Origin of the sequence: Streptomyces sp. NPDC052107, from assembly GCF_040680215.1 — a bacterium.
Classification (GTDB): Bacteria; Actinomycetota; Actinomycetes; order Streptomycetales; family Streptomycetaceae; genus Streptomyces.
This window is the reverse complement of the sequence record NZ_JBFAWG010000183.1, coordinates 1-6,143: the sequence shown is the minus strand read 5'-3', so window position 1 is coordinate 6,143 and position 6,143 is coordinate 1. Positions and strand designations below refer to the sequence as shown.

General features: G+C 69.7%; 7 protein-coding genes. 4 read left to right on the top strand and 3 right to left on the bottom strand.

The features are described 5' to 3' along the window. Window positions 1-48 precede the first annotated feature (48 nt). Window positions 49-927 carry a HEAT repeat domain-containing protein gene (locus AB0M27_RS46185; protein WP_365732160.1) on the bottom strand — a complete coding sequence of 293 codons (879 nt, stop codon included), beginning with the start codon at window positions 925-927 and terminating at the stop codon, window positions 49-51. 132 nt (window positions 928-1,059) lie between these two features. On the opposite strand from AB0M27_RS46185, the gene AB0M27_RS46180 reads away from it, so the two are divergent. From AB0M27_RS46180 to AB0M27_RS46165, 4 genes are all read left to right on the top strand, one after another. Then, on the top strand, window positions 1,060-1,875 hold the full coding sequence (locus tag AB0M27_RS46180) for a class I SAM-dependent methyltransferase (protein WP_365732158.1): 816 nt from the start codon (window positions 1,060-1,062) through the stop codon (window positions 1,873-1,875). Then, window positions 1,823-2,323 (top strand): helix-turn-helix domain-containing protein, encoded by a 501-nt coding sequence (locus AB0M27_RS46175; RefSeq protein ID WP_365732156.1) that lies wholly within the window; start codon window positions 1,823-1,825, stop codon window positions 2,321-2,323. Before AB0M27_RS46180 ends, AB0M27_RS46175 begins: the two co-directional genes overlap by 53 nt. Window positions 2,324-2,412: 89 nt before the next feature. Next, window positions 2,413-2,919 (top strand): SRPBCC family protein, encoded by a 507-nt coding sequence (locus tag AB0M27_RS46170; RefSeq protein WP_365732154.1) that lies wholly within the window; start codon window positions 2,413-2,415, stop codon window positions 2,917-2,919. Then, window positions 2,919-3,977, top strand: a complete 1,059-nt coding sequence (locus AB0M27_RS46165; protein WP_365732152.1) for an LLM class flavin-dependent oxidoreductase — start codon at window positions 2,919-2,921, stop codon at window positions 3,975-3,977. Before AB0M27_RS46170 ends, AB0M27_RS46165 begins: the two co-directional genes overlap by 1 nt. Window positions 3,978-4,519: 542 nt before the next feature. Here AB0M27_RS46165 and AB0M27_RS46160 read toward each other — a convergent pair. Both AB0M27_RS46160 and AB0M27_RS46155 read right to left on the bottom strand, forming a co-directional pair. Beyond that, complete coding sequence (locus AB0M27_RS46160) at window positions 4,520-5,755, bottom strand: RNA polymerase sigma factor (RefSeq protein ID WP_365732150.1); 1,236 nt, start codon at window positions 5,753-5,755, stop codon at window positions 4,520-4,522. Then, window positions 5,742-5,999 carry a YciI family protein gene (locus tag AB0M27_RS46155; RefSeq protein WP_365732148.1) on the bottom strand — a complete coding sequence of 86 codons (258 nt, stop codon included), beginning with the start codon at window positions 5,997-5,999 and terminating at the stop codon, window positions 5,742-5,744. Before AB0M27_RS46155 ends, AB0M27_RS46160 begins: the two co-directional genes overlap by 14 nt. Window positions 6,000-6,143: the final 144 nt, after the last annotated feature.

The following is a 6,143-nucleotide window of genomic DNA, read 5'->3' as shown; positions in this document are numbered from 1 at the left end:
CGAGACACTTCGCAGCCTTGGACAACCGCAGCAACTCCATGCACAGAACTATACGAGCACAACACCCGGGATAGCTAACGAAGTTGTTGAGCCTTTCAGGGCGGGGCTGACGAAGACCCGGGAGCAGTCGGAGTGCGGGCGGGTGCGCTGCCAGTCGTGGTGATCGTGGTTCCAGGCCGCCGCGCCGGTCCGAAGCGTGACCGGCTCGGGGTCGGCGAGGTCGAAGGCATCCAGTACCGCCGCCTGGTCGGCGGTCCGCACCGCGTACCAGGAGCCGCACAGGTGCATGCCTTCGGGAACCTCGGCCGAGAGCTTGATTCTCGTCAGCCGACGCCAGGCGTTCTGGTCCCTGGAGTCGAGAGCGGCGGGTCCCGCGGCGGCGGCGAGGGCCTCCAGAGCGCCGGCTCTCACCCTGGGCCCGGGTGCGGGACCGCGGCGCACGCGTCGCAGGTCGGGGACGGCCGCGGTGCCGATCGCCTGGAACGCCAGGACCGCTCGCCGCCGGACTTCGGGTTCCGGGTCTCCGAGCAACGGGATCAGCCGGTCGACGAACCTCACCGCCGCCTCGCCTTGGGTCTGGAAGGCGAAGAGAGCGGTGCTGCGCACTCGCGGGTGGGGGTGATCCAGCAGTGGTGCGTAGACCCCCTGATCGCCCACCTCCAGTCGTCCCAGCGCCCATCCGACTCTTCTCACGACTTCGGGCGAGTCCTCCACCACGGCTGCGTCTGCCAGAGGGAGGAGAGCAGGCTCCCCGATCCTGCACAGCACGTCCGCCGGGACGGTCCACTCGACGGGGGACTGCTCGTCGCAGAGCACGTCCAGAACGGCGCCGATGACGGCCGTCCCCTGCTCCACCAGAGCATCACGAGCCGACCGGGTCTGCTCCCAGGAACCGGAAAGTGCTTGTGTCAGCAGTCCTTTGTCCATGGCGGGCACCATAACCGGGAGCACTGACATCTGGGTTGGCGTGACCTTCTGTGCGACGAAGGCCCTCGCAGCACTCGTCGTCGGCGTGGCAGCATGACCGACTTCGCCCAAGCGCCCGGGGAGGCGTCCGCCATGTCCCACCTTGACAGCCAGGTCCCCTACTGGGACGCCGCCGCGGCCACGAAGACGTTCACCCACCCGCTCCATCCGCCCTGGCTCGACGGCGTCGGCCGGCACGCCGCGATCCTCGACTACGGGTGCGGCTGCGGCTGCGGCCGGATCATGGCAGAGCTGGAACAGCACGGCTTCGACAACCTCACCGGGGCCGACACCTCGCCGGACATGGTCAGACGCGCACGCCGGCTGCACCCCGCCATGCGGTTTGCCACCCTGGACGCACCGCCGCTCTCGCCTTACCGGGCCGCCGACTTCGACGCGGTCCTGCTCTTCGCCGTGCTGACCTGCGTCCCCGGCGACAAGGCCCAGCACCGGCTGATCGCCGAGCTGAACCGCGTCCTCAAGCCGGGCGGGATCCTCTACATCAGCGACCTGCTGCTGCAGGACGACGCACGCAACCGCAGCCGCTTCGACCGCCATGCCGATCGGAACGGCAGCTACGGCGTGTTCGAGACCGACGACGGTGTGGTCTGCCGCCATCACTCCCGCGAGTGGCTCGCCGCCCTGCTCGCCGGTTTCGAAACCGTCGACACCCGGACCATCACGGTGCTCACCATGAACGGACACGAGTCATCGGGCATCCAGGTCCTCGCGCGCAAGCCAGGCCCAGGGCCGACCCCTCCCCCGGCCCGGCGATCAGGCCGAACTGGCACATCACCGCAGCGATCCGCCACGCTTTCTGCTGAGTTTCTTGGCGAGACTGACTACCATCGGGAACATGAAACGAACGTCCTTCGCCAACTGGCCGTGCTCCGTCGCGCGCACCCTTGACCTGCTGGGTGACCCCTGGACGCCCCTCGTCGTGCGAGAAGCGTTCTACGGCATTCGCCGCTTCGACGAGTTCCAGCAGGAACTGGGCATCGCGCGCAACACCCTCACCGACCGGCTGCGCCGCCTGGTGGACGAGGGGGTGCTGGAGAAGCGGCTCTACGAGACCGAACCACCGCGCTACGACTACGTCCTCACGGAGAAAGGACGCGACCTCTTCACCGTGCTGGCCACGATGTCCCGATGGGGCGACCGATGGCTGGCCGGTGACGAGGGCGTCCCGGTGGTATTCCACCACGATGCGTGTGACCACGACACCACGGCGGAGGTGGTGTGCTCCGTCTGCCGACGACCCCTGGCGGCCCAGGAGACGTCGATGCGCATGGGACCCGGCTATCCCGAGCGGCTCAAGCGCCGGCCGAATGTGCAGCGCCGATTCGGTGCGGCTTGATCAGGACTGCCGCCGAGCTCTTGACATGGTAAGTCTTGTGACGCAACTCTTATGCAAACACCCCCCTGACGGCGAGGAGGCCGGTTGACGTGGAGTGGACGGGCGCGCGCTACGCGGACAAACCCACGGTCGAGGTGCGTACCTGGATCGACGCCCCACCGGACCGGGTGTGGGCCTTGGTCAGCGACATCGCCTTGATGCCGGCCATGAGCGAGGAACTCCAGTCCGTCGAATGGCTCGACGGAGCCGACGGACCGACCGTGGGCGCCAGGTTCGTCGGCCACAGCAAGCACGAGGCGTTCGGCGAGTGGTCCACCACATCGCATGTCATCGAGTGCGAACCCGAACGAGTCCTCGCCTGGGCGGTGCAGGATCCCGCCACCCCCTCCGCGATCTGGCGCTTCCGCCTTCGGCCCGAGACCGGCGGGACGGAACTGTCGCAGTGGATGCAGTTGGGTCCGGGACGCTCAGGGCTCTCCGTCGCGATCGACCGGATGCCGGACAAGGAGCAGAAGATCGTGTTCGTACGGCTGCGCGAGTTCGAGCGGAGCATCACCACGACCCTCGGGCGCATCAAGAAGCGGGCGGAGGCGTGATGCGTACGGCCACCACGATCGAGGCCTCGGGCGGCGAGAACTGGACCGAGCAGGCCGACTTCGTCGTCGAGGCGGAGAAGCTGGGCCTGGACATCTGCTGGGTCGCCGAGGCCTGGGGCTCCGACGCCCCCTCCGCGCTGGGCTACTACGCCGCGCTCACCGACCGGATGCTGTTGGGATCCGGGGTCATGCAGCTGGGCACCCGCACCCCGGCCGCCGTCGCGCAGACCGCCATCACGCTGTCCAATCTCTCCGGTGGACGCTTCCTGCTGGGCCTGGGAGCCTCGGGACCACAGGTCATGGAGGGACTGCACGGGGTGCCGTTCGCCCGGCCGCTGCGCCGTATGCGGGAAACCGTGGAGATCGTCCAGCGGCTGTTGGACGGCGGGAAACTCTCCTATTCGGGAGCGGAGTTCACCATCCCGCTGCCCGGGGGCGAGGCGGTCCCCATGCGGCTGTCGACGCGGGCCGAGCACCCGGTCCCGCTGTATCTGGCCGCCCTGTCACCGGCCATGCTGCGGCTCACCGGGGAGGTCGCCCACGGCTGGCTGGGCACCAGCTTCGTACCCGAGGGCGCGGACGACGCCTACTTCACCCACCTCGACGACGGCCTGACCCGCAGCGGCCGTACCCGCGACGACCTGGACGTGTGCCAGGGCGCCGAGGTCGACTTCGCGCCCGACGAGGAGGCCCTCGGCGCGATGACCGACCGACGCAAGAAGGAACTGGCCTTCAGCTTGGGCGGCATGGGGTCGGCGTCCACCAATTTCTACAACAACGCCTACAGCCGTCAGGGCTGGGCCGAGGTCGCCGCCGAGGTCCGCGAGCGATGGCAGGCCGGCGACCGGGACGGGGCGGCGGCGCTGGTGACCGACGAGATGGTCCTGGGTACGACGCTCATCGGTACCGAAACCATGGTGCGCGACCGGCTCCGGGTATGGCGCGCCACCGGAGTGGACACCGTACGCCTGTACCCGGCCGGGGAGACGCTGCACGCCCGGCTCGACACCCTGGCCAGGGCGATTGAGCTGGTGCGGGAGGTCGACGGCACGATGTGATCCGTCGGTGCCGTGGACCGGCGGACCGGATCACGCAGGCCGGGCACACAACACCCGCTCTTCTGCGGCACTTTCCCTTCCGCTCGACTTCCTGGGTCCACGCCAACCCCGATCACGAGGATCTCATCCGCGCATGGCCGCGGCCGCATCGCACGTGGGCCCCTACCTCACCTCCCGGGACAGCGCCTGCGACTGATTCCGCGCCGTCGAGTTCTGTCCCGATCACGCCGAACTGCGCAGGGGAGGCGAGCAATCTCAACGGCGTCCTCGACGTCCTCACATGCCATCTCGCGATCGGATTCCCCACCGGGGTCGGGGCCGCCTGGGCGGACGACTGCACACAGCGCTGGATCGCCCTGCGGCCGGCTCACCGGGACGGAGGCGAGGGAACTGGCCGAGCGCCTGCGCCGATGGGCCTCCGGGTGGACCTCCGACGAACGCAGGACCATGACCCTGCACTTCATCGACACCCACATGCTGTCGCAGCCCGACCACCGCCCACAGGCGACGGCCGACCTCGCTCCCTGAAGCCAACCTCACGTCTACGGCGTCAGGCGGGCGGTGAGCAGGGACCGCTCGGCGGGGTTGGCGGTGAGGCGGAGAGCCTGCCGGTCGGCCTCGGTGGCCTCCGTGTCCCGGCCGAGGTCGCGCAGGAGTGCGGCCCGGGTGGCGTGGAACAGGTGGTAGCGGCCCAACTGATCGCCGAGAGCCTCGACTTGGGCCAGCGCGAGGACCGGGCCGTCGGTGTGGCTGAGCACGATCGCGCGGTTCAGGCGTACCACCGGTGACGGGTCGACGGCCAGCAACATGTCGTACAGCCGCAGGAGCTGGGGCCAGTCGGTGTCTTTCCAGGTGGGTGCCTCGCAGTGTACGGCGGCGATGGCGGCCTCGATCTGGTACGGGCCCGGACTGCCGAGCATGGCCGCCCGCTCGATGAGGGCGGTGGCACTGCGGATGCACCGAGTGTCCCATCGGGTACGGTCCTGGTCGGCGAGCGGAATCAGCCGCCCCTCGGGGTCCAGGCGGGCGGGCCAGCGGGCCGCGTGCAGGCGGATCAGGGCGAGCAGGGCGAGGGGTTCCGGCTCCTGGGGCAGTGAGCCGGCGAGGAGGGCGGCGAGCCATTCGGTGTCATCGACCAGTTCGCGCCGCACCCCCACGTCTCCCGCGGTGGTGAAACAGCCCTCGTTGAAGACGAGGTAGACCACGCGCATGACCTGGGGCAGTCGTGCGGCGCGCTCCTCGGGCTCGGGCGCGCGGTAGGGGATACCGGCGGTGGCGATCTTCTTCTTGGCCCGGGTCACCCGCTTGGCGAGGGTGGCCTCGGGCACCAGGAACGCCCGCGCGATCTCGGCGGTGGTCAGGCCCACGACGGCGCGCAGGGTCAGCGCGACCTGGGCGTCCGGGTCCAGCGCCGGGTGGCAGCAGGTGAAGATGAGCCGGAGGCGGTCGTCGGGTTCGCGTTCGGCCGTCTCGGGAAGGGCCTCGATACGGGCCGCGAGCTGCGGGAGCCGGTCCTGGAAGCGGGCCTCGCGGCGGATGCGGTCGAGGGCCCTGTTGCGCGCGCAGGTCAGGAGCCAGGCTCCGGGCCGCCTGGGCGGGCCGGTGCTCGGCCAGCGCCGCAGCGCCTCGACGACGGCTTCGCTGACCATCTCCTCGGCCAGGTCGAAGTCGCCGAGGAGGCGGACCAGGCTGGCGGTCAGCCGGCCCGCCTCCTCGCGAAAGACCCGCTCGATCAGCGACCGGGTGTCCCCGGCGCCTGCCGGGTCAGCGCTCGACAAGCGGACGCACCTCCACCTTGCCGTCGGGCACCGGGAAGCTCGCCGCCAGTTCCAGGGCGGCGTCCAGGTCGGGCACGTCGACGATCGCGTAGCCGCCGATCGCCTCCTTGGCCTCCAGCAGCGGGCGGTCGATCATGGTGGAGCGGCCCTCCTCGACCACGACCGTGGTCGCGGTGTCGGGTTCGCGGAGCTGCTGGGCGTCGACGATCGTCCCGTCGGCTCGGTGCTTGGTGAACCACTCCATGAGCCGACCGTAGACCTCGCCGCGCTCCTGGTCCGAGCCCTCTTCCTGCCAGGCTCACCAACTTCGTTAGTAATCCTTAGTGTTGCATGTATAGTTGCGTGCATGGAGTTGCTGCGTATCTCCAAGGCTGCGAAGCGTCTCGGG